Raw genomic sequence first — 18,001 nt, forward strand, 5'->3', positions numbered from 1 at the left:
CTTCTAGGCACACCGCACTTGGAGCACCGCCATGCCCTTGACCCGCCGGACGCTGATTGGCGTCACCCTTTCGCTCGCAATTGCGCTCGCGCCATCCGGCGCGCTCCATGCCGCCTCGCCTCAACCGGCGAAGGGCGAGCACGGCATGGTCGTCACTGCCCAGCATCTGGCGTCGGAAGCCGGCGTCGAGGTGCTGAAGAAGGGCGGCAATGCCGTCGATGCGGCGGTCGCCGTCGGCTATGCGCTCGCCGTCGTCTACCCTAATGCCGGCAATATCGGCGGTGGCGGGTTCATGACCATCCGCTTCAAGGACGGCAAATCGACCTTCCTCGATTTCCGCGAGCGCGCGCCGCTGGCGGCAACCAAGATCATGTATCTCGACAAGGACGGCAATCCGGTGAAGGGCGCCAGCCTTGATGGCTACCTTGCGGTCGGCGTACCGGGTTCCGTGGCAGGGTTCGAGATGGCTCGTGAAAAATATGGCACGCTGCCACGCCAGGATTTGATGGCGCCGGCAATTGCCTATGCCAAGGATGGCTTCATCCTCGACCAGGGCGACGCTGCTTCATTCGCAAGCAATGCCGCACGGCTGGCGAAGGACCCTGCCGCCGCCGCCATCTTCCTGAAGCCGGACGGCAAACCCTATGGCGCCGGCGAGCGTCTCCTCCAGCCCGATCTTGCAGCCTCGCTCGCCGCCATCTCCGAAAAAGGCGCCGACGCCTTCTACAAAGGCGCCATCGCCGGCGCCATCGTCAAGGCGAGCGGCGCCAGGGGCGGCATTCTGGCCAAGGCAGACTTCGAGCAATATAAGGTACGCGAGCTGCAACCGGTGAGCTGCACCTATCGCGGCTATGAGATCACGTCCTCGCCGCCGCCAAGCTCCGGCGGCGTTATCATCTGCGAAATCCTCAACGTGCTGGAGGGCTACCCGCTGTCCTATCTCGGCGCCGGCTCGGCCGAGACGGTGCATGTCATGGTCGAGGCGATGCGTTACGCCTATGTGGACCGCAACTCGGCGCTCGGCGATCCAGATTTCGTCGACAATCCGGTCTCGAAACTGCTCGACAAGGGTTACGCCAAGGAGATCCGCGACAAGATCGACCCGTTCCGCGCCGGCGTCTCGCAGGATTTGATGCCGAAGGGCTTCGGCGAGTCGAAGGAAACGACGCACTATTCGATCATCGACGATGACGGCAATGCGGTCGCGGTCACTTATACGCTGAACGGCTCGTTCGGCGCCGGCGTGGTCGCGGACGGCACCGGCATCCTGCTCAACAACGAGATGGATGATTTCACCCAGAAGCCTGGCGTGCCCAACCTCTACGGTCTCGTGCAGGGAGAGGCCAATGCTATCCAGCCGAAGAAGACGCCGCTGTCATCGATGAGCCCGACTATCGTCGCCAGGGACGGCAAGCCGTTCATGGTTATCGGCAGCCCCGGCGGCTCGCGCATCATCACCATCACGCTGGAAGCCATCGTCAACGTCATCGACCACGGCATGAACATCCAGGAGGCGATCGACGCATCGCGCATCCACCATCAATGGCTGCCCGACACGATCTATGTCGAACCCTTCGGCCTGTCGCCCGACACTGAAAAACTGCTGGCCGGCATGGGCTACCACCTCGATCTCGCGGATTCTACTTGGGGGCAGGCGGCCGGCATTCTTGTCGGCGGCAAGAGCCTGGCGGAAATCGAGAAGGGCGGCGGCTCCCGCTACAACGGCGCCATCGACAGCCGCGCCGCATCCGGCGAGGCGATTGGCTACTGATCAAAACAAGAGATTGATCAGAGGACGAGCGTAAGCGTCGACCCGACGAGCATCAGCGCGGCGATCACGACGAACGCCGCGTAGATGCGGGGACGGTCGAGGAGCAGCGCATTGCCCGATATCCAGGCCGCGGTTGCGCCGCCAAGCGCAAACAGGAAGCCGTTCCGGTGACCAAAGGTCATGGAAGCGGCCATCAGCCCGCCAATGATCAGCGCGCCGAAGACGATGATCACGGCAACGGCGTATTTCTCGAAGTCGTTGCCGCCGCCCATGGCCGGGCCGATCGCGTTCAAATTCGTCAGATCGTCCGGATCGAACGGATTGGTCGATCCATATTCATCTTGACCGACAGGTTCTCGCATCATTCATTCTCCGCTGACCGGCAACAAATCATCAACATCTGCCGAGCGCAACCGGATCGCGCCGTGCCGAAGGCCGCCGATGCGGTCTTCAACACTTTCTGATGCCGACTTGCCACGGTTTTTTTGCGCCGGTTCACAAAATCTACCCTGCTTTCGGGTCCACACGCCTGAATTGCCTGGAAAATGAATTACCTGGAAAAATCGCTGCGCACGATGCCGTGCCGCTGCAGCTTGTCGTAGAAGGTCTTGCGCGGAATGCCGAGCGCTTCGATCGTGCGCCGGACATCGCCGTCATTGCGGCCAAGCGCCTCGCGGATGACATTGGCTTCATAGCGTTCCAGCCGTTCCGGCAGTGAGCTGGCGTCATCCGGCTCCGCCGGGGCGGAAGGTGGCGCTTGCGCCGCTTCCTCGAGTCCCAGCACGAAACGCTCGGCGAAATGCGCGAGTTCACGCACATTGCCCGGCCAGTCGTGCTGGCTCAGATGGCGGTGCACTGAGGCAGGCACGGCTGGCATTTGCCGGCGGAAGCGGGCGGCTGCACGCTCTGCGAAGTAGAAGAACAGCAGGGCGACGTCGTCGCGGCGTTCGCGCAGCGGCGGGATCGAGATCGTCACCACATTGAGCCGGTAGTAGAGATCCTCGCGGAAGGCGCCGCGCCGGCTGGCATCGCCGAGATCGACCTTGGCGGCGGCGACGACGCGCAGGTCGACCGGCCGGATTTCATTGGTGCCGAGCGGCGTCACCTCGCGCATTTCCAGCACCCGCAGCATCTGCACCTGGGTCGAGGCCGGCATGCTTTCGATCTCGTCGAGAAACAGCGTGCCGCCGCTCGAATGCTCGATGCGGCCGATGCGCTTCTTCTGTGCGCCGGTGAACGCGCCGGCCTCATGGCCGAACAGTTCGCTTTCGATCACCGTATCCGGCAGCGTGCCGCAATTCAGCGCCACGAAATTGCCCTTGGCGCGGCGGCTCCAGCGGTGCAGCAGGCTCGCCACCACCTCCTTGCCGGAGCCGGTCTCGCCAGTCACCAGCACGTCGACATCGGTGTCGGCGATCTGCCGCAGCGTGCGGCGCAGCCGCTCCATCGCCGGCGTCTGGCCGATCAGCGGCAGGCCGTCCTGCGCCTGTTCGGCGCTTTCGCGCAGCGCGCGGTTCTCCATCACCAGTCGGCGTTTTTCCGCCGCCCGCGCCACACTTTGCGCCAGCCGGTCGGCGGCGAACGGCTTGGTGATGAAGTCGTAGGCGCCGTCCTTGATCGCCTTGACCGCAACCGCGATGTCGCCATGTCCGGTGACCAGGATTACCGGAATGTCGGCATCAAGCTGCAAGACGCGGTCGAAGAGCTGCAGGCCGTCAATGCCGGGCATGCGGATGTCGGACACCACCACGCCGGGAAAATTGGCGTCGAGCCCGGCCAGCGCCTCGGCCGCCACCGCAAAGGCCGAGACAGAAAAACCAGCGAGTTCCAGCGTCTGCCGCGTGGCCCTCAGCAATTCGCTGTCGTCGTCGATCAATACGACCGGTGCGGTGTCCATCATGCTGCCCTGGCGAGGTGAATGGTAAAGCGCGTGCCGGCCTGGCCGCTCGCCACCTCGATGCGTCCGCCATAGTCGGCGACGATGTCCTGCGAGATGACGAGGCCGAGCCCGAGGCCTTTTTCCTTCGAGGTGTTGAACGGCGTGAACAATGACTTGAGGATGGCAGGCGAAATGCCCGGCCCATTGTCGGCGACGGCAAGCGCCACGCCGTCGGCCGTCTCCTGGGCCGACACCTGCACCCTGGCGCCGTCGCGCCCGTCCAGCGCTTCCAGCGCATTCTGGAACAGGTTGATCAGCACCTGTTCGAGCCGCAGCCGGTTGCCCATCACCTTGAGCGTTACCGGCGGCAGCGTGATATCGAGCGCGTCCAGCCGGCCGGCAAAGCGGCTTCTGAGCAGCACCACGGCGCCCTCGATGACGCCGCGCAGTTCGACCGGTTCGGCTGCCGTGCGCCCCTTGCGGGCAAAGACCTTCAACTCTTCGGTGATGCCGCCGATGCGCTCGGTCAGCGCGGCAATCGCTCCAAGGTTCTCCTCGGCCGAGGCGGTCTGCTTGCGCTCCAGGAACACACGCGCATTGTCGGCATAGGCGCGGATGGTCGCCACCGGCTGGTTGATCTCATGCGCGACGCCGGCGGCAACCTGGCCGAGGGTAGCAAGACGGTTGGCCTGCACCAATTCCTGCTGCATGACCTGCAGCTTGGCTTCGGTGCTGCGGTGATCGGTGATCTCGGCCTGCAGCCGGTCGCGAGCCAGGCTGAGGTCATGCGTACGCTCGACGACGCGGCGCTCGAGCTCGATGCGCGCTGCCTGTTCGGCGGCGATGCGCATCTGCGCCGACTGACGGCGCCACAGGAGGTAGCCGGCCAGCGCCAGCAACGGCACCACGACGCCCAGCGCCAGCAGCCGCATCTCACGCACCGCAGCCGCGATCGGCGCTTCGACCGGCACGAGATAATCGAGCCGCCATGGCGTCGATTGGACCAGTGTCGAAAGCCTGAGATATTCGGCATCGCTGCCGCCCGGTGTTATCGCATGCACCATCGACACGTCAGGGCTCAATGCCTCGGGGCGTGTGATCGGCAAGGGGATCAGCGGCGCGTTGCCGAATTGCTGGCTGCTCCGGATGGCGGCAGCCACCGGGCCGGCCAGCGGCGCGGTGGTCATGAAGCGCCAGGACGGCACGCTGGTGATCAGCACGACGCCGTGGTCGTCGCTGACATAGGCCGGCCGGTTGGCCTCATGCCAGTCGGCTTCAAGCTGGTCGAATTCCATCTTGACGACGACGACGCCGAGCGGTGCCGCCGCATTGCCGACGCGACGCGAAATGTAGAGGCCGGGGCGCTTGCTGGTGTTGCCCAGCGCAAAATATTCGGCCGTTCCCGATTGCATGGCGCCGGAGAAATAGGCGCGGAAGCCATAGTCGTTGCCGACGAAGCTGGTTGTTTCGCGCCAGTTGCTGGAGGCGATCGCAAACCCGTCGACGCCGGTGACGTAAAGCACCGAAGCCTTGGTGCCGGAGACCAGCCCTTCGAGCTTGCGGTTGAGCACGTCGATCGTGACAGCGCCCTTGTTCTGCAGGGCGTCGTGCACCTGCTGGTCCTCGGACAAGAGCAGCGGCAGCGCCCGCGGGCTTTCCAGCACGGCGCGCAGCAACGCTACCTTCAGATTGGCATCGGTGCGGCCTTGCGCCGCCAGTGCCGCGACCTCGGCGCGGCGCGCGTAGAAGCCGGCGCCGGTGAGCGCCGTGGCAACGATCACCAGCGCGATCGCCGCAAACAGCAGCCAGGCGCGACGCGCGCTTTTGCCGAGTTGCTCGGACGTCGGCGACAGGACCGCGGCAGGGCGTTGCAGCATTCCCTATTTGTGCATAATTTCGCACAAAGCACAATTCAATCATGCGGATGTCCGCACTTGCGGTTAAGCGGCATCAGCCTCCATCGGTCGAATACCCAACAAAATCAATGGCTGCGGTAATGCCGCACAGTCTGGCACGGCAGTTGCAATCACCGATACAGCAGTCGCAAGGCTGCGGAAACAACTGCCCCGGGAGGTCGAGCTTTCGATCGGGGCGCCATGGAGGACGTCATGCAGCCAGCATTCGCTGCCGCCGAACCGCGCGGCAAGCTACCCTTTTACCGTCATCTCTACGTGCAGGTCCTGACGGCGATCGCCGCCGGCGTGCTGCTCGGTCATTTCTATCCCGAACTCGGTGCTTCGCTGAAGCCGCTCGGCGATGCCTTCATCAAGCTGGTCAAGATGGTGATCGCGCCGGTCATCTTCCTGACGGTGACCACCGGCATTGCCGGCGTCTCCGACCTGAAAAAGGTTGGCCGCGTCGCCGGCAAGGCGATGATCTATTTCCTGGTCTTTTCGACCCTGGCGCTGGTCGTCGGCATGGTCGTCTCCAACGTCGTCCAACCGGGCGCCGGCATGCACATCAATGCGGCGACGCTCGACCCCTCGAAGGTCGCCACCTTCACCGAGAAGGCGCATGACACGACCATCGTCGGCTTCCTGCTCAACATCATCCCCGACACCATCACTGGCGCCTTCGCGCAAGGCGACATTCTGCAAGTGCTGTTCTTCTCGGTACTGTTCGGCATCTCTCTCGCTCTGGTCGGCGAGCGCGGCCGCCCGGTCGTCGATTTCCTGCAGGCGCTGACCTCGCCTATCTTCCGCCTGGTCGCCATCCTGATGAAGGCCGCCCCCATCGGCGCCTTCGGCGCCATGGCCTTCACCGTCGGCAAATACGGCATCGGCGCGATTGCCAACCTCGCCTTTCTGATCGGCACCTTCTACCTGACGTCGCTGCTCTTCGTGCTGGTCGTGCTCGGCGCTGTCGCTTGGTACAACGGCTTCTCGATCCTCGCCTTGATCCGCTACATCAAGGAAGAGCTGCTGCTGGTGCTCGGCACCTCGTCCTCGGAAGCCGCTCTTCCCGGCCTGATGGCCAAGATGGAGCGCGCCGGCTGCAACCGCTCGGTGGTCGGCCTGGTCATCCCGACCGGCTATTCCTTCAACCTCGACGGCACCAACATCTACATGACGCTGGCGGCGCTGTTCATCGCCCAGGCGACCGATACGCCGCTCACCTATGGCGACCAGATTCTGCTGCTGCTGGTTGCCATGCTGAGCTCCAAGGGTGCCGCCGGCATCACCGGCGCCGGCTTTATCACGCTGGCCGCCACGCTCTCTGTCGTGCCTACGGTACCCGTTGCCGGCATGGCGCTGATCCTAGGGGTCGACCGCTTCATGTCGGAATGCCGGGCGCTGACCAACTTCGTCGGCAATGCAGTGGCTACGATCGTTGTGGCGCGCTGGGAAGGCGAACTCGACCAGACCAAGTTCGCCGCCGCCATGGCCGGCACATTGTCCGAGGAAGCCGACCTGGCGCTGTCGGGCGATCTGCAGCCCGCCTGATTACTGAACGCAGACGTTCGCCACAAGGCCGCAGCCGGTTCGCCCGTTGCGGCCTTTTGTTTTGGCGCGCATGGCGGCTGGTGTTGGCCAAAGCTTCCCGGCTAGGATGTCGGCGGTTTTCAACCGAAAGGCCGGCGAATGAGCAGTGCATACCCCGAGATCTATCTGGTCCGTCACGGCGAGACGGAGTGGAGCGCTTCGGGAAAACACACCGGCCGCACCGACATACCGTTGACGGCAAAGGGCGAGGCGGCAGCTCGCGGCGTGGCAGACCGGCTCAAGGATCTGTCCTTCCAGGCGGTGTGGTCGAGCCCGTCGCAGCGCGCCTACAGCACCTGCACGCTTGCCGGCTTCGGCGCTGCTGCCGTCAAGAAGGACGACCTGCAGGAATGGGACTATGGCGCCTATGAGGGCGTTAAGACCAAGGAGATTCTTGTGCAGCGCCCCGGCTGGCAATTGTTCCGTGACGGCTGTCCCGACGGCGAGTCGGTAGCGGATGTTGGCGCCAGGGCCGACAGGATCATCGCCGGGCTGCGGGCAATCGAGGGCAATGTGCTGGTGTTTTCAAGCTCGCATTTCCTGCGCGTGCTGGCCGCGCGCTGGCTCGGTCTGCCACCCGAAGGCGGTGCGCACTTCGTACTTGATACCGCGAGCCTCAGCATCCTCGGCTATGAGCACGATCTGAGCGAGCCGGTGATACGCAGGTGGAACCAGAAGTAGGGTTTCGCGGCAAGCCTGCCTCTTAACGCGCGAGCACCGCCAATTCCTCCGATGTCAGATGCCGCGCCTTGCCCTTGGCGAGTTCGCCGAGCTGCAAACCGCCGATCGCCACCCGAACCAGCCTCAGCACCTCGATATCGAATGCCCCGAGCAGGCGGCGGATCTGGCGGTTGCGGCCCTCGTCGAGCACGATTTCCAGCCAGGCAGTGCGGCCGCCGCTGCGCAGCAGTTCGATCGAACTTGCGATCAGCAGTTCGCCGTCGACGATCGCTCCGTCGCGAAAGCGCGCCAGCATCGCATCGTCGGGCGCGGTACCGATCTGCACATGATAGGTCTTGGCGACATGCGAGGCCGGATCGAGCAGGCCGTTGGCCCAGCGCGTGTCGTTGGTCATCAGCAACAGGCCTTCGCTGGCCTTGTCGAGGCGGCCGACCGGCGACACGAAAGGCAACTCCAGATCCACCAGGCAGTCATAGACGGTGCCACGATCCTGCGGGTCATCGCGCGTGGTGACCTGTCCGCGCGGCTTATTGATCATCAGGTAGACTTTTGCCTCGCCGACGATCTGCTCGCCGTCGACAGCGATGCGGTCGCGGCCGAGATCGACGCGCAGCGACCGATCGCGCACCACCTTGCCGCCAACCCGCACGCGCCCTTCGGCGATCAGCAGCTCGGCCTGCTTGCGCGAACACAGGCCGAGTTTGGAAAGCGCCCGGTTCAGGCTGACGCCTGCGCTCGCGGCCTGGTGTCGGGCGATGTCTGGTGGCCGTCCCATGTCCTGCTTGCCATCCCAATGATCGGCATCGACAATTGCCACGCCCTGCATCGGCTTCGCAACCTGCCGCGGCACCAACATCACGGGTCGCGGGAGCGGGGCTGTTCTCAAATACGATGTGTCAGGGGGTCGGGCTCAACAGCCCGCCATGGAACGCTGCCCCGCGACGGACGTTGTTGCCGACGAGCGATTTGTCGCGAAAGGCACCGCCATGAAGAAAATCTACCAAAAGCCGACGCTCGTGAAGCGAGGCAGGCTCACCAGCCTGACGGCTCAGATCGTCGCTTCTGGGGTCATTCTGGGGGAATGATCCCCCAGATAACGGAAGGGATAAATCGATGAGCGAGCGCGGCGTTGATTTCCTGCAGGGCTGGATCCACGAGCACCTGCCGGGCGAACTGCCTGCCGACAAGGCAACGGCTCGAACCCTAACCACGCGAGCTGCCCTGGATGCTCGGCATTTAGGCCTTGAGGTCAGCGAGATCGAAGAGGATCTCGGTCCGCTGGAACGGGTGATTTTCGAGGCGCTGGATCAGCCCGATATCTGAGCCCCGACATCTGAGCCCCCGATATGAGGCCATTGCAGGCGATATTGGCCCATCGCCATCTTGGCGGGGGGCTTTTCCGTGATGGCATCCGTGGGTGCGCAGCCCTAGGCAGCCCGCGCAGCTGACGCTCCCCGTGCCGGCGGCAATTCGAACACAGTGGCGCCGTTCTCTCGGCCGCGTTCGACATAACCGATGACACGGAACCATTTGCCGACGTCGGCCCGCTGCAGCCAGCTGCGCGAGTGGATGGGAAGGTTGCCGGCCAGCGCCTGAATGTGGCGGATGTGGCGCCTGCAGAAGCGGACCGTCGCGGCGCTGAAGAAACCCTCCTGCGCGGCAAACAGCGTGTCGGCGGCGTCGCTGTTCTCGTGCCAGGCGACGATCGCCACCGTCTTGTCGCCCTCGACCAGCGCGTGCGCTCGGCCTTCCTTCAAATTCATCATCAGATTGTCGTAGGCGACCTTGCTGTCCTTGCCGGCGGCCACATACTCGTCCGACATCCGCGTGGACAGATCACGGAAGACACTTTCGAGATCGCCGATCGTAGCTGCGCGTGCTCGCATTTCTCCTCCTGCAGCCCCGGCAGGCAGTTTGCCCCAGGGAGAGGGGATCACCAAGCAAATCAAATCCGCCATTTGGCCGATGCGCGCAAAGTGATTTCAGAAGGCGGGTTTATTGCGTTGGCAAATCGCTCCCGTGGAACCGAACTTGCCTCCCCCGAATTGACTCGCGATCGCGTTCGGGAGGGGAAGCATGCAAGATCAGCATTTCGATGAGCCGGTTCGCGTGGCGCTCGGCAGGTCCAGAAACACGATCTACAAGGTGGAGCGTGTCGCGCAGGCCGCTGACATCCTCATGAACCGATGGCCCGTGAAGACAGGCGGCTATCACGTCGCCGCCCGCAAAGCCTGCCTTGGCGTTCTGGAAGGCCTTCAAGAGGCGCGCTATGCCCGCGCCGCCTTCGTCAACGCGGCGATCGAGGCCGATATACTGCTCGAGCGCGACCGCGAGAGTTGAGCGGTCCATCGCCTCTTTCTTTGGCGTGAGGTAAACTGGCAGACCGGTCGGGAGCCGTCCATGTGCAACGACTATGAGCAGCATATTCTCTGGGCTGAATATTGCCGGATGCTGGAGTCGCTGGCACTCGAGATCCCGACCCATCAGACCGAACTTGACCTGCCGCGGGTTGATGACATCCATATCAACGATCCAGCCCCGATCATGCGCGCCGCCGGCGACACTGGCGTTGTTGAACTGACGTCGATGACGTTTGGATTTCCGCCGGCCGGCCCGAAAGGCGGACCAGTGTTCAACTTCCGCTCCGAAGGCCGGCAATTCGCCGGCAGCAAACGCTGCCTCGTGCCGGCATCCGCCTTCTTCGAGTTCACGGGCACGAAGTATCCGAAGGCAAAGCATCGCTTCACGCTCAACGGCTCGCCGTTCATGGCCATCGCAGGGCTTTGGCGTGAAGCTGCCGGCAACAAGCCGCCAACCTTCACCATGCTGACAACCGAGCTTGGACCGGATATTGCGCCCTATCACAGTCGGCAGGTCGTGGTGCTTCGGCCCGGCGATTGGGCGGCTTGGCTCAGTCTGACGAAGCCGGAAGCCGAACTGCTGCAGCCGCTTCCAGCCGGCTCGCTGCGCGTGGAGACCGTGCGCCCCGAAAGTTCATAACTCGGTTGCGCAGGCTTGCCGGCACAGCCGGCAGGCCGAAATCAGGAATCCGTCGGTGCGGCGCCAGGAAGTCAAGCCCTTGATGTTCAGAGAAAACTGGTGCCCAGAGGCGGAATTCAAGTGAAGAAAATCCCGCTTTGCTTTCAGATACTTAGGGGAATGTTAGCCGCATCTGCTACCAACATAAATACCAACAAAATATTCCTGTGGATTGGTTCGGTTCCTATTTCTCTCAATGCCTTGCACCTGCACCTTGTCTCATCATGCGTGGAGTGGTGCCAAGTTTTTGCCCGATGACGCCATCGTCTTCGCCCTCCGGAAGATGGAAGACAGCAACAGTCGGGCCCGTGCTTTCCTTCCTGGGGTGGCGCGGGCCGCCGTCGCCTAGCCTTTGCACGAGCCGGTGATGACGGACGCGAATTTGTTGCTGCTGCGAGCCACACCTACCATTTGGCGGAGCTCTTCGCATATCTCTCTCGCGTCTTGGCGCGAAATCTCGGAGAGATAGCGCAGGATTATAGCCTCTTCAGTCAAGGCCTCCTGAATGTGATTCAATTCCGCCAGCTTCCGATCGATGGAGCTCATCTATGCACCATGCGCTTAGAAGCGGTGGCGCGCAAACGCTGGTTCGATACTGAAAAATGAAGGCTGCCCAGTTTTTCCTGCCTCACTGATCCAGTTCGAGCGGCTCATGGGCCGGTTGCTCGTGCCCCATGACCTGGCGGAAGTCACGCCGGTCGACCCGCTGGCCGCAGATGGGGCGCGCATAGAATTCCCAGTCAGGGTCATATGGCTTGCCGGGCATGGGCGGTCCGAGGTCGGCTATTCTGGTTATGCCCGGCCTAACCCGTTGCAGCGGGAAAAGTTCCGGGTTCCGGCACCGATCGCCCGCTCGCATTTTTGTACAACATATTCCCGACTTCCATTAGCATCCCCTCATGGCAACTCTGCGGTACGGCGTAAGGCGGGAACCGGATGCGACGTGGACGGTGTTCGACGTGTTCACCGGGCTGCCGGCTATTGTAGCGGGCCACCCATCTGTCGACCTTCCCGACATGGAGTATGCCGAAGAGCTGGCCGCCATCCTGAATGCCAACGACCTGAAGCAGAGGCTATCTCAAGGGAGGTTCCCCGGAGGGTTCGCCTGACTGAAGTCGGAACAAAGTCAGTGAACAACCGCCCTTGTCAGCGGCCGCTTTAGAGATCGGGTTGCAGAGGAGGGTACACAGGCTTTTCCCCTTATCCTTTTTTCTCCCGGCGGCGCCACTGTCTATTATCGGCGGCGAGGCCGCTATCACCTTCTGAGCGGGCGAGCGATGGAGTGCCTTCGACTGTGAAGACAATTCCGGCGTCTTCAAACGCTTTGCGGATGGCTGCGATGTTGTGGGGACGCGATTTGCTGAATCCGTTCTCAAGATCGCTGATCACCATTTCGCTAAGATTGGCCTTAGCGGCAAGTCGCACACGCGACCAGTTCAGTAGGGCTCGTGCTGCTCTGGATTGGTCTGCTGAGAGTACGGTTCGGCTGTTCATAGACAGTCGAACATTCAATATCGCTAAAATGTTCCTCTTGACCTTCTGCGATTTCTAACGGCGTGAGGCCGGCTTCTCGGATAACGCGGCGGGGTTTTCCAATAACTTTGCGGAACGCTGATCTGTACGCCGCAATGTCTTCTTTTTCGGCTTGGTCTTCTCAACCAGATCTGGCCTTTTCGCTATCAGGTAGTCAGCCTTGTTCGTTCGATAGTCTTCTTTGTGGATGGACATTGCTACAATCTCCATGTAGAAATCAACGCGGCTGGAAGCCGACACGTTCCCATAAATCGCTTGTTCAAGGCCGGGCCGAACGGCGCACGGATGCCAAAAACGCGAAAAGGGCGCGGTTCATGACCGCGCCCTTTATTTGACTAGGTTCAACTGTCCTGCCTACGAGTCTTGTCGACCATACCAGTCGTCGACGTCTCGCCGCACGCGATCCTTCTCAATGCCGTAGCGTTCCTGGATCGTACCTTCGAGCTGATCGCGGTTGCCGGCTATGCGGTCGAGATCATCATCAGTGAGCTTGCCCCACTGCTCCTTGACCTTGCCTTTGAATTGCTTCCAATTTCCTTCGACGCGGTTCCAGTCCATGATGGCGATCTCCTTTCGTTGTCCTTTCGAACAACGGTCGTAGTGGCCATCAGGTTCCGCTGCAGGTAAGCGCGCTTGCTGGTGATCTAGCAATGGAACTTAATGCCCGTCGACCGCTTGTGTGCGCCGGCCTTTTCCGTTTTGGGAACACAGCCGGCCTTTTGCCGTTGGGTCCTATGGAACAGCTTCGCAAGTAAATGCAGGTGCTCGCCGTTGGGTCGATCGATCCTTATTGCCATAAAGCGAACATTCATCGAAAAGGCCGGTTCAATTCTCTGGAGTATCGAACCCGTGCAAAAGGTGCTATGGGGTCGCGCGGCCGCGCGCCGCGCCTTTCCTTAACGTTGGCGACACCTGGTGGAAGACATCGCCGAAACCGATGATCCCACGCTCGTCGGCGAAACTGCCACATCGTTGCCGAGAAGGATGACGGCCCGCGCGGCGATCCGAGTTTGCCCGTAGAAGACCGCAATCGATATGGAAACTTGTCCTTCTATGCAATATTCATCACAAGATCGTCGACGATAACGAGAAGACGTGGACGGTCGAGGCGCTTAAGCAGCTTAAGCAGGCGCACGAAGCGTGGATCGAGCAATCGCTTGGGCTCGACCGGATCAAACTGCGCGAGGACACGACATACGCCGATTATATCGACTAGTCTGCCCGCCTTTCGCACGTCGACACCTGGACCGGCTGTAGCAGCTACATTCTCGGCAGCGGCCAACCCCGCATCCGCGCCGAAACGATGATGATCTGGAAACACTCCGGCAATGGCTACTAGGACGAATCTGGCCGGGTAGGTACGTCAGTCTCGAGACCGCGTTCCGGAATTTTCAGCGGGTACCCCAAGACTTTCATGAAACGCTTCGTAACCATCTCGATCGCCGCGGCGCGGCGAGCTGCTATTCACTATGAAGTTCTATAAGATTGAGGATTGGGACCCGCCGTTGTACCAGCGGTGGAGCGCCCAGTACGAACTCCACGTCGATCTTGTCTGCGATCTTGCCTGCGACTTGATGCTATTGCGGGCGCTTATAGTCCCGCGTCACGGACTTTTTGATCGGCACCGCCGGGACGAGCTCGGGCTCAGGCTCCACCTTCGGCCTGGACAGAGCTGTCAGCGACTGGTGAACTTGTCGCTCGCGGCTTTGCCATCAGCGGATGTTCCTGCGGTGTTGTTGTCGTCCCCCATCGTCCCTCTGGATGCCACGCCAACCGTGTTCGCCTTGAAAATGAGACGGGAAAAGCTGGTCGAATGGGGCCACAAATCAACCCACGGATCCTCCGCAATAACGGAGGAGACTTGGGAGCCATGGTGTCGGCGCGCGCGGCGCTATGGAGAGATGACGGCGATCGACGATCCGACGCACTCTCGCCGCTGGGCGTGATGTCGCGGCTTACTTCAGGCTAACCTCTGTATCCCGCGTTTGCAGTATTCGGAACTGCTAAAATATGCTATAATCGATTGTGTGGGGATGGGGATCTCTAACATGATTGACTCGGACGTATTCGACTTTGTCGAACGTTGCAGGAAGCATACGGCAACCGGCGCGCTTTTGAGCGATCTCCTTGACACTGTAAAAAACCTTGGTTTCGAACATCTTATCTTGAGCGGCGTCCCTCTGGGTGGGCAGAAGCTCGCGCCAATGGTGGAGCTGAACGGTTGGCCCAACGGCTGGTTCGAGCGCTATGTCGAAGCCGAGCACGCCGAGGTGGATGGCGTCTGCATCTATTCGGCAAAGACTTTGAAGCCGTTCCTTTGGTCCGAAGTCCCTATCAAGTGGTCTGGAACGGAGGCTTCGCGGCGCGTTGCCGGCGAAGCGACGGAGTTCGGCATCTGGAGTGGCTTTGCCGTGCCGATGTTAAGCGTCCATCATTGGCAATCCGTGCTGTCGTTTGCCTCTTCCGCGAAGTCCTGCAAGCTGTCGCCGCGCCAGCAAGTGCAACTGGTCACCATGGCCGTTTACGCCGGCATGACCATCCAGGCTCTTTCCAATGATGACGAAGATGGTGAGGGCCCGCTGACCGACCGGGAAAAAGAAGTCCTGCTATGGGCCGCCGGTGGCAAGACTTCTTCGGAAACCTCGCAAATCCTCGGCCTGACAGAGCGCACTGTCAAATGGCACGCAACGCGCGCCCGCGAGGCATTTGGCGTCGCGACGACCACGCAAGCCGTCGTAGAGGCGGTGCGCAGGCGGCTGATCCATCCATAACTGCGTCAACTGTCCGATCGGACAGGTGACGTATATTAGCGCGGCTGCGACTATCCCATCCGAGAACGGTCGGGGTATTGCGCCATGATAACGGCTCACGTGGTCAATTCGCATAACAAGCATCTCTATCAAAACGAATTCGACGAGTTTTTGCGCCGTCGGCACGACTTCTTCGTGCACCAGAAACATTGGCGCCCTCCAAGCCCGGATGGTCGCGAGCTCGACCAATTCGATACGGACGCGGCGACTTACCTGCTGGGTATCGAAGACGGTCGCGTGGTGACGTCGGCTCGGCTGATTCCGACCAGCGAACCGCATATGGTCTCCGAAGTCTTTCCGCATATGTGTGAAAAATCGGGTGTTCCGAGGCGCCCTGACTGGGCCGAATGGACACGCACTTTCGTTGTCCCCGACAAACGCTCAACCGGGCTGCGGGGCACGCTCACGCAACTGTGCTGCGCCGTGATGGAATTTGCTCTCGAGGAGGGCCTCAGCGCCGTCGGCGGCATCCAGGAAACCTACTTCATGCCGCACCACGGCGCCCTCAAATGGCGCGCCGAGCCGATGGGGATGGCGAGGGAAGAAAACGGCGAATGGTACATCGTGGCGTATATCGAGGTGAATGACGCGGCGCTGGCAAGTGTCCGCGAGATTCTCAGTATCGACCACTCGCTTCTGGTTCGTCGCGGAACTCAGTTTCGCTCATTTATAGCAATGGATCCATCCCCGATGCGGCACCCGAAAATCGGGAATGAGAGCACCAGTCTAATTTCCATCCCCCCAAAGACAAGGCCATTACTGTGAGTCTGTGGACCAAAGGCGACGAGTTGCAGGCGGTAAAACTCAATTCTTAGCGTTATGCGCTTTGTTGATGCGCTCTACCTGTAACTTAAAACACACTGTTAGAGGAAATATCCATGTCTAATTTGAGCCGGCGCAGTGCGATCTTCTTGGGTTTGTCTGCCACAGCCGGGGCTGCCATGTCGCGCGCGGCGGCCACGCAATCGCAAAATGATGACGTCGAACCAAGTAAATTGTCAGAAGCGGAAGCGGATGTGTTCGGTGGTGATAACCGAAACGCTGTCGAATACTGGAATGATGTAGCCCTTGAGCTGAATGCAAATGACCATACGATTAAGGTCGGTCAAGCCCGTGCGCCAGGACCAGTCGCTTCGGCTAGAGCTTTGGGATTGATCCACACGGTGCTCGCAGACGCTGTGGCTCGCTCATATCCCGATCCACTTTACAAGCCGTTTCTATACACCGTCGCCCTTAAGGAGAAACCGTCATCACCAGCAGCGTTCGTGGGAGGTGCGTGCGCGGCGATTATGTCCCATATATACCAAGGGCCCGAACACGAGACGTTCTTAAGGATGAAGAGGGCCGAGTTTCTTAGGCGAATCGGTCTTGGCAACCGGAGTTCGTGGCAGCTTGGCCAGGTTTTTGGGAGCGATTCTGTTTTTAAAGACAAATGGGACTGGACTGATATATGGGCGCGCATAGACAACCAGAAATTCACCTACACTCCTGGGCCTCAACAACATACAGTCGACCCATTTAATCCGGACCAAGGTTACTACGGTCACAGTTGGGGTGTCGAACCGAAACCGCTAGCTCTGACGCCGGATGAAGTAACGAAGAAGATTGCGCAAGGTGGCTGCGCTCCGTCTGATCCTCCGGCGATCGGAACTCCAGATTACAAAAGAGATTCAAATGACGTTCGGCTCGTCGGCGAATTGCGAGGAGGGATTGAGAACCCACAGCGAACACCGGAGCAAATTGTCCCAGGCTTATTCTGGGCGTACGATGCCCCGCCGTTTATTGGTACGCCGCCGAGACTTTATAATCAGTTCGTTCGCCAAGTTGCACGGCAGGATAAATTGGGTCCGCGTCGACTGGCCCGACTTCTCGCTCTGTGCAACTTGGCGATGTCAGATGCGGGCAACGTGGCATGGCACGCAAAATATTTGCATAAAGTGTGGCGTCCCGTCAGAGGGTTGAATCCTGATCTGCCGAAGCAGCCTAAGAAGGAGGATATCAAGTGGGTGCCACATGGTTCGCCAAAAACAAATCGGTCTGACTTTGCCTTCAATATGCCCTTTGCGGCCGATGCGGAACTGCAGAGCTTGGTATCGGTGGCACTTGAGGGCCAAGAGTCTGCCCAGAGCCTTTTAGCTGGATCTAGCAAAGCTGCCGAGCCGGTCCCCGACGATAACTACAAAGCTGCCGCGTTCACGCCGAACTTTCCAGCTTATCCATCTGGACACGCAACGTTTGGAACAGCGTGTCTAGTGATGCTGCGCAAGGTCAGAGCGGAGAGATTGAAGGATCCAGATTGGATTGGAGTCGATCGGTTTCCGTCCAATGAACTCGATGGCATTGCTGTGGACAATTTCAAGCCGGAGCTTCGTGGGCGTCGTACCGATGATTTTCGTGACATCGAGAAGGCAATTGATGATAACAACCGCAGCAGAGTCTTGTTAGGTGTTCACTGGCAATTCGACGCAGAGGGCGGCAAGGAGGCCGGCCAGAAAGTGGCCGAAGCCATTTATGGACGAGCCTATAGCAAGACATAGACCGAGGGCGGTCTTGTAACAAGTAATTGCAAGCCCGGCAGCCTTGCGCCGGGCTGTGAAGACCACGGACTCCTCGACCGGAAATGCCCTGGTGTTTCACTCAACGCACAAGCACGCCTCTTCGGGGCTAGATTTTCACGTGCGTCACAAGGCTATCGCCCTGTATTGGCAAGGACAAGTAGGATGGCGACTTCGATCTGAATGGCCGTTGCAATGTTGGCACGCCCCAGCTCAGTTGCACCTCCTTTTTTGACACGTGAGCGATGTGT

Annotated in this window: 20 protein-coding genes; 11 read left to right on the forward strand and 9 right to left on the reverse strand. The window is 60.8% G+C overall.

Annotated elements, in window-relative coordinates:
* The first annotated feature begins 31 nt into the window (after positions 1-31).
* Positions 32-1,771 carry a gamma-glutamyltransferase gene (gene ggt, locus NKJ77_RS07225; RefSeq protein WP_352534676.1) on the forward strand — a complete coding sequence of 580 codons (1,740 nt, stop codon included), beginning with the start codon at positions 32-34 and terminating at the stop codon, positions 1,769-1,771.
* 17 nt (positions 1,772-1,788) lie between these two features.
* Here ggt and NKJ77_RS07230 read toward each other — a convergent pair whose 3' ends face one another.
* From NKJ77_RS07230 to NKJ77_RS07240, 3 genes are all read right to left on the reverse strand, one after another.
* On the reverse strand, positions 1,789-2,136 hold the full coding sequence (locus NKJ77_RS07230; RefSeq protein ID WP_032885862.1) for a hypothetical protein: 348 nt from the start codon (positions 2,134-2,136) through the stop codon (positions 1,789-1,791).
* Positions 2,137-2,321: 185 nt separating this feature from the next.
* Positions 2,322-3,671 (reverse strand): sigma-54-dependent transcriptional regulator, encoded by a 1,350-nt coding sequence (locus NKJ77_RS07235; RefSeq protein WP_023730992.1) that lies wholly within the window; start codon positions 3,669-3,671, stop codon positions 2,322-2,324.
* On the reverse strand, positions 3,668-5,527 hold the full coding sequence (locus NKJ77_RS07240) for a sensor histidine kinase (protein WP_023696666.1): 1,860 nt from the start codon (positions 5,525-5,527) through the stop codon (positions 3,668-3,670). The genes NKJ77_RS07235 and NKJ77_RS07240 overlap by 4 nt, the downstream gene beginning before the upstream one ends.
* Positions 5,528-5,758: 231 nt before the next feature.
* On the opposite strand from NKJ77_RS07240, the gene NKJ77_RS07245 reads away from it, so the two are divergent.
* The gene (locus NKJ77_RS07245; RefSeq protein ID WP_023681916.1) at positions 5,759-7,093 is read left to right on the forward strand and encodes a dicarboxylate/amino acid:cation symporter; all 1,335 of its coding nucleotides are present in this window, start codon (positions 5,759-5,761) and stop codon (positions 7,091-7,093) included.
* 138 nt (positions 7,094-7,231) lie between these two features.
* Entirely contained in the window at positions 7,232-7,813 is a 582-nt protein-coding gene (locus tag NKJ77_RS07250) for a histidine phosphatase family protein (RefSeq protein ID WP_023699534.1), read from the forward strand.
* A gap of 22 nt (positions 7,814-7,835) precedes the next feature.
* Here NKJ77_RS07250 and NKJ77_RS07255 read toward each other — a convergent pair whose 3' ends face one another.
* Entirely contained in the window at positions 7,836-8,588 is a 753-nt protein-coding gene (locus NKJ77_RS07255) for a pseudouridine synthase (protein ID WP_023831015.1), read from the reverse strand.
* A gap of 148 nt (positions 8,589-8,736) precedes the next feature.
* On the opposite strand from NKJ77_RS07255, the gene NKJ77_RS07260 reads away from it, so the two are divergent.
* Positions 8,737-8,898, forward strand: a complete 162-nt coding sequence (locus NKJ77_RS07260) for a hypothetical protein (RefSeq protein WP_023669672.1) — start codon at positions 8,737-8,739, stop codon at positions 8,896-8,898.
* Positions 8,899-8,926: 28 nt separating this feature from the next.
* On the forward strand, positions 8,927-9,136 hold the full coding sequence (locus NKJ77_RS07265) for a DUF768 domain-containing protein (RefSeq protein ID WP_023669673.1): 210 nt from the start codon (positions 8,927-8,929) through the stop codon (positions 9,134-9,136).
* A 104-nt stretch (positions 9,137-9,240) separates the two neighbouring features.
* On the opposite strand, the gene NKJ77_RS07270 is transcribed toward NKJ77_RS07265, so the two are convergent.
* A complete protein-coding gene (locus NKJ77_RS07270) occupies positions 9,241-9,699 on the reverse strand; it encodes a hypothetical protein (protein WP_023669674.1) in 459 nt (152 codons plus the stop codon).
* A gap of 190 nt (positions 9,700-9,889) precedes the next feature.
* Here NKJ77_RS07270 and NKJ77_RS07275 point away from each other — a divergent pair, with 190 nt between their 5' ends.
* Together NKJ77_RS07275 and NKJ77_RS07280 are read left to right on the forward strand one after the other, a co-directional pair.
* Positions 9,890-10,153 (forward strand): DUF982 domain-containing protein, encoded by a 264-nt coding sequence (locus tag NKJ77_RS07275; RefSeq protein ID WP_023831016.1) that lies wholly within the window; start codon positions 9,890-9,892, stop codon positions 10,151-10,153.
* A gap of 60 nt (positions 10,154-10,213) precedes the next feature.
* Positions 10,214-10,813, forward strand: a complete 600-nt coding sequence (locus NKJ77_RS07280) for an SOS response-associated peptidase (RefSeq protein ID WP_023732391.1) — start codon at positions 10,214-10,216, stop codon at positions 10,811-10,813.
* Between the two features lie 667 nt (positions 10,814-11,480).
* Here NKJ77_RS07280 and NKJ77_RS07285 read toward each other — a convergent pair.
* On the reverse strand, positions 11,481-11,618 hold the full coding sequence (locus tag NKJ77_RS07285) for a hypothetical protein (protein WP_198020962.1): 138 nt from the start codon (positions 11,616-11,618) through the stop codon (positions 11,481-11,483).
* Between the two features lie 133 nt (positions 11,619-11,751).
* Here NKJ77_RS07285 and NKJ77_RS07290 point away from each other — a divergent pair, with 133 nt between their 5' ends.
* Positions 11,752-11,961, forward strand: coding sequence for a hypothetical protein (locus tag NKJ77_RS07290; protein WP_023746712.1), 210 nt, complete (start codon positions 11,752-11,754; stop codon positions 11,959-11,961).
* Positions 11,962-12,052: 91 nt separating this feature from the next.
* Here the strand turns inward: NKJ77_RS07290 and NKJ77_RS07295 are convergent, their stop codons facing one another.
* From NKJ77_RS07295 to NKJ77_RS07305, 3 genes are all read right to left on the reverse strand, one after another.
* Positions 12,053-12,346, reverse strand: coding sequence for a helix-turn-helix domain-containing protein (locus NKJ77_RS07295; RefSeq protein WP_084567094.1), 294 nt, complete (start codon positions 12,344-12,346; stop codon positions 12,053-12,055).
* A gap of 54 nt (positions 12,347-12,400) precedes the next feature.
* Positions 12,401-12,580, reverse strand: coding sequence for a hypothetical protein (locus NKJ77_RS07300; protein WP_352534681.1), 180 nt, complete (start codon positions 12,578-12,580; stop codon positions 12,401-12,403).
* 159 nt (positions 12,581-12,739) lie between these two features.
* Positions 12,740-12,943, reverse strand: coding sequence for a CsbD family protein (locus tag NKJ77_RS07305; protein ID WP_023673385.1), 204 nt, complete (start codon positions 12,941-12,943; stop codon positions 12,740-12,742).
* 1,490 nt (positions 12,944-14,433) lie between these two features.
* Between NKJ77_RS07305 and NKJ77_RS07310 the strand changes: the two genes are divergently transcribed.
* The 3 genes from NKJ77_RS07310 to NKJ77_RS07320 all read left to right on the forward strand — a co-directional run bounded on the left by NKJ77_RS07310 (position 14,434) and on the right by NKJ77_RS07320 (position 17,732).
* On the forward strand, positions 14,434-15,156 hold the full coding sequence (locus NKJ77_RS07310; protein ID WP_023749020.1) for a helix-turn-helix transcriptional regulator: 723 nt from the start codon (positions 14,434-14,436) through the stop codon (positions 15,154-15,156).
* 84 nt (positions 15,157-15,240) lie between these two features.
* Positions 15,241-15,960, forward strand: a complete 720-nt coding sequence (locus NKJ77_RS07315) for an acyl-homoserine-lactone synthase (protein WP_023749021.1) — start codon at positions 15,241-15,243, stop codon at positions 15,958-15,960.
* 113 nt (positions 15,961-16,073) lie between these two features.
* The gene (locus NKJ77_RS07320) at positions 16,074-17,732 is read left to right on the forward strand and encodes a vanadium-dependent haloperoxidase (RefSeq protein WP_156932501.1); all 1,659 of its coding nucleotides are present in this window, start codon (positions 16,074-16,076) and stop codon (positions 17,730-17,732) included.
* Positions 17,733-18,001 lie beyond the last annotated feature (269 nt).

This window comes from Mesorhizobium sp. M0052 (assembly GCF_040323255.1).
Lineage (GTDB): Bacteria > Pseudomonadota > Alphaproteobacteria > Rhizobiales > Rhizobiaceae > Mesorhizobium.

Excerpts from the sequence above, each read along its gene's own strand:
- NKJ77_RS07240 (WP_023696666.1), bottom strand. The coding sequence starts at position 5,527 with ATGCTGCAACGCCCTGCCGCGGTCCTGTCGCCGACGTCCGAGCAACTC.
- ggt (WP_352534676.1), top strand. The coding sequence starts at position 32 with ATGCCCTTGACCCGCCGGACGCTGATTGGCGTCACCCTTTCGCTCGCA.
- NKJ77_RS07320 (WP_156932501.1), top strand. The coding sequence starts at position 16,074 with ATGTCTAATTTGAGCCGGCGCAGTGCGATCTTCTTGGGTTTGTCTGCC.
- NKJ77_RS07285 (WP_198020962.1), bottom strand. The coding sequence starts at position 11,618 with ATGCCCGGCAAGCCATATGACCCTGACTGGGAATTCTATGCGCGCCCC.
- NKJ77_RS07275 (WP_023831016.1), top strand. The coding sequence starts at position 9,890 with ATGCAAGATCAGCATTTCGATGAGCCGGTTCGCGTGGCGCTCGGCAGG.
- NKJ77_RS07250 (WP_023699534.1), top strand. The coding sequence starts at position 7,232 with ATGAGCAGTGCATACCCCGAGATCTATCTGGTCCGTCACGGCGAGACG.
- NKJ77_RS07300 (WP_352534681.1), bottom strand. The coding sequence starts at position 12,580 with ATGTCCATCCACAAAGAAGACTATCGAACGAACAAGGCTGACTACCTG.
- NKJ77_RS07305 (WP_023673385.1), bottom strand. The coding sequence starts at position 12,943 with ATGGACTGGAACCGCGTCGAAGGAAATTGGAAGCAATTCAAAGGCAAG.
- NKJ77_RS07230 (WP_032885862.1), bottom strand. The coding sequence starts at position 2,136 with ATGATGCGAGAACCTGTCGGTCAAGATGAATATGGATCGACCAATCCG.
- NKJ77_RS07260 (WP_023669672.1), top strand. The coding sequence starts at position 8,737 with ATGGAACGCTGCCCCGCGACGGACGTTGTTGCCGACGAGCGATTTGTC.
- NKJ77_RS07270 (WP_023669674.1), bottom strand. The coding sequence starts at position 9,699 with ATGCGAGCACGCGCAGCTACGATCGGCGATCTCGAAAGTGTCTTCCGT.
- NKJ77_RS07255 (WP_023831015.1), bottom strand. The coding sequence starts at position 8,588 with ATGGGACGGCCACCAGACATCGCCCGACACCAGGCCGCGAGCGCAGGC.
- NKJ77_RS07295 (WP_084567094.1), bottom strand. The coding sequence starts at position 12,346 with ATGAACAGCCGAACCGTACTCTCAGCAGACCAATCCAGAGCAGCACGA.
- NKJ77_RS07290 (WP_023746712.1), top strand. The coding sequence starts at position 11,752 with ATGGCAACTCTGCGGTACGGCGTAAGGCGGGAACCGGATGCGACGTGG.
- NKJ77_RS07280 (WP_023732391.1), top strand. The coding sequence starts at position 10,214 with ATGTGCAACGACTATGAGCAGCATATTCTCTGGGCTGAATATTGCCGG.
- NKJ77_RS07315 (WP_023749021.1), top strand. The coding sequence starts at position 15,241 with ATGATAACGGCTCACGTGGTCAATTCGCATAACAAGCATCTCTATCAA.
- NKJ77_RS07245 (WP_023681916.1), top strand. The coding sequence starts at position 5,759 with ATGCAGCCAGCATTCGCTGCCGCCGAACCGCGCGGCAAGCTACCCTTT.
- NKJ77_RS07265 (WP_023669673.1), top strand. The coding sequence starts at position 8,927 with ATGAGCGAGCGCGGCGTTGATTTCCTGCAGGGCTGGATCCACGAGCAC.
- NKJ77_RS07235 (WP_023730992.1), bottom strand. The coding sequence starts at position 3,671 with ATGATGGACACCGCACCGGTCGTATTGATCGACGACGACAGCGAATTG.
- NKJ77_RS07310 (WP_023749020.1), top strand. The coding sequence starts at position 14,434 with ATGATTGACTCGGACGTATTCGACTTTGTCGAACGTTGCAGGAAGCAT.